This is a genomic window from Arhodomonas sp. KWT (assembly GCF_010993615.1).
Genome location: NZ_WNXE01000193.1, coordinates 1,210 through 4,060, shown reverse-complemented (window position 1 = coordinate 4,060; position 2,851 = coordinate 1,210). Strand labels below are relative to the sequence as shown.

Sequence of the window (2,851 nt, the reverse complement as noted above, 5' to 3'; positions counted from 1 at the left end):
CGGGTTGCCGATCTCGTGGGCGACACCCGCGGCGAGGCGGCCGATGGAGGCGAGGCGTTCGCTGTGGGTCAGCTCCTCCTCCAGGCGCTGGAGCTCGGTGACGTCCTCCACCAGCAGCAGCCGGTCGCCGGGTTCGCCGCGGCGGGCGCCGCCGATGAAGGCCCGGTGCAGCGACAGCCAGCGCGTCTCCGCGGGCAGCTGCAGGGCGCGCTTGTGGGCGTGGTTCTCGTCCGCGGCGAGGAAATCGGTGAGCAGCCCGCCCCAGGGCTCGGTGAGCTCACTGACGCGCCGGCCCACCACCCGCGCGGCGTTCATGCCGGTGAGCGACTGCATCGCCGGGTTCCAGCGCACGATGCGGTCGTTGGGCGTGACCGCCACCACGCCCAGCGGCAGGTCCTCGAGGATCTGGCGGTGGTAGCGGCGCAGCTCGTCGAGCTCGGCGGCGAGGCCGCGGAAGCGGTTGCGCGAACGCTCCAGGCGCTCCTCGATGAGGCGCACGTTCTGTGCCAGCGCCGTGCGCGTGTCCGCGTCCACGCGCAGGCGCTCGTCGACGATCATGCGCGCGAGGATCGGGCCCATCATCCCGGAGAGGTTGCGTTCGATCTGCTCGCGCAGCTGCTGGAGCCGGTCCGGGCGGGTCTCGCTCCAGTCCAGGCCCTGGTCGGCCAGCGCCTTGGCGACCTCGGCCCGGGCGGCCGCCGCGCCGGTGACCGAGGTCAGCTGCTCGACGAACTGCGCCGGCGACTCCAGCACCAGCGCCCCGCGGGGGATCGCCGTGCTCACGTCGCGGCAGGCCGCCGCGGCCTCGGATTCGCGGTCGCTCTGGCGGGTGAGCAGCGAGACCGCGGCGAACACCAGGGCGTTGGCGGCCACCGACCAGAACGCCACCGCCGCGAAGTGGTCCGCGCCCTGGGTGCGGGCAATGTCCAGGCCGACGATGGTCACCGGGCTGACGGTGGTGAGCGCGGGCAGCAGTGCCGTGCCGCCCCAGATCGCACCGCCGGTGAGCAGCCCGGCGATGAAGCCGACCCGGGTGGCGCGTGTCCATACCAGCACGCCGACCACGCCGGGCACGAACTGGACCATCGCCAGGAACGAGATCAGCCCCCAGGAGACCAGCCCCTCCGTGCGTTCCAGCGCGAGGAAGAAGAGGTACCCGGCGGCGATGATCGCCGCGATCAGCATGCGCCGTGCCCAGCGCAGGGCCTCGTAGAGGTTGCGCTGGGGGTCCGGCCGGAACACCGGCAGGACCAGGTGGTTGAGGCACATCGACGAGAGCGCGAGCGTGGTCACGATGATCATCGCGCTCGCCGCGGAGATGCCGCCCAGGTAGGCCACCATCGCCAGCGTCGGCGAGCCGCTGACCATGGCCATGGCGAGGACGTAGTAGTCCGGGATGATCCCCGGGGCGAGTGCGTAGCCCGCCCACAGGATCGGGGGCACGGCGAACGACATCGCCAGCAGGTACAGCGGGAATCCCCAGCTCGCGGTGATCAGCCCCTGGGGCCGGGCGTTCTCGGTGAACATCATGTGGAACTGGCGCGGCAGCAGGAAGGCCGCGCCGAAGGCGATGAACAGCAGCCCGCCCCAGGCCTGCTCGCGCACCGGGGCGTAGAACGCGGCCAGCCGCTCCGGGTTGCGCTCGAGCCAGTCCTGGATGCCGCCGAAGCCGCCGAAGGCAAGGTGCACGGCCACCACCGCGACCACCAGCAGCGCGATCAGCTTGATCAGCGACTCGAAGGCGATCGCCGTGACCAGCCCGGCGTGCTTCTCCCGCGGGGTGACGTGGCGTGCGCCGAAGATGATCGCGAACACCGAGACCATCACGCAGAAGCCCACCGCGATGGGGCCCGGGGAGGCCTCGCCGCTGAGTACCTGCGTGGACTCCGCCACCGCGCGGATCTGCAGCGCCAGATAGGGCAGGCTGCCGGTGAGCATGACCACGGTGGCGAGCACGCCGGCGCCCTGGCTGTTGAAGCGGAAGGCGAAGATGTCCGCGAGCGAGGTGAGCTGCCAGTGCCGGGTGAGCCGCAGCAGCGGCATCAGCAGCACCGGCGTCAGTGCCATGGCCATGGCCACGCCGAGGTAGATGGTGACGAACGCGAGCCCCTGGCGGTCGGCGAAGCCCACCGCGCCGTAATAGCTCCACGTGGTGGCGTAGACCCCCAGCGAGAGGACGTAGACCGCCGGGTGTGCGGCCAGCCGCCGCGCCCGCGCGTTCCGCTCCGTGCCGTAGGCGATCAGGAAGAGGACCAGCAGGTACGCGATCGCGAAGGCGAACAGCGTGCCGAGCTCAAACCTCATGGCGGGCCGTGCGGCGGGCGCCGAGCCGGATGGCGACGATCACCAGCGCCCAGAGCGCGAAGGGCGCGTACCACGGTGGTACGAGCGCGGACCACCAGTCGCTGGCCGGCGAGGCGAAGGCCAGCAGGGTAAACGCGAACGTGATCAGGCTGGGCGCATGGGGCCCATAGTCGATGTGCGTGGCCATCGGTTCTCCTCCCGCTGCATCCGTGCGGCTATCGGGGTGTTGCCCCCGCTGTTTGTTACCTAAAGTAGCACAACCGGCGATGGCCGGGCGATGCCGTCAGCGTCCCTCCACGGGGATGTCGGTGGCGGAGAGGGTGTCGATGCGCCAGTGCCCGGTGGCCCAGGCCAGCAGCGCCGCCGGCGGTGCGCCCTCGAGGTCGGCGGGCGGCGCCAGGCCGAGGAAGGCCAGTACCGCGGCGATATTCGCCGACGGGGTGGCGTCGTCCACGGCTCGGGCGTGGGTGTGCTTGCTGAGCTTCCCGCCCGCGGGGCTGAGCGCCAGGGGCAGGTGCAGGTGACGCGGCCGCGGCAGCCCCAGGGT

2 protein-coding genes and 1 pseudogene are annotated in these 2,851 nt (G+C 71.8%); all 3 read right to left on the bottom strand.

Annotated elements, in window-relative coordinates:
* The coding region (locus tag G7A99_RS16425) for a PAS domain S-box protein (protein ID WP_163142117.1) at nucleotides 1–2,304 on the bottom strand (2,304 nt) is incomplete at its 3' end.
* The gene (locus tag G7A99_RS16420) at nucleotides 2,294–2,491 is read right to left on the bottom strand and encodes a hypothetical protein (protein WP_163142114.1); all 198 of its coding nucleotides are present in this window, start codon (nucleotides 2,489–2,491) and stop codon (nucleotides 2,294–2,296) included. The genes G7A99_RS16420 and G7A99_RS16425, both read right to left, overlap by 11 nt.
* 96 nt (nucleotides 2,492–2,587) lie before the next feature.
* Nucleotides 2,588–2,851, bottom strand: a pseudogene (locus G7A99_RS16415) (tRNA glutamyl-Q(34) synthetase GluQRS); the annotation flags it as partial.

Excerpts from the sequence above, each read along its gene's own strand:
- G7A99_RS16420 (WP_163142114.1), bottom strand. The coding sequence starts at position 2,491 with ATGGCCACGCACATCGACTATGGGCCCCATGCGCCCAGCCTGATCACG.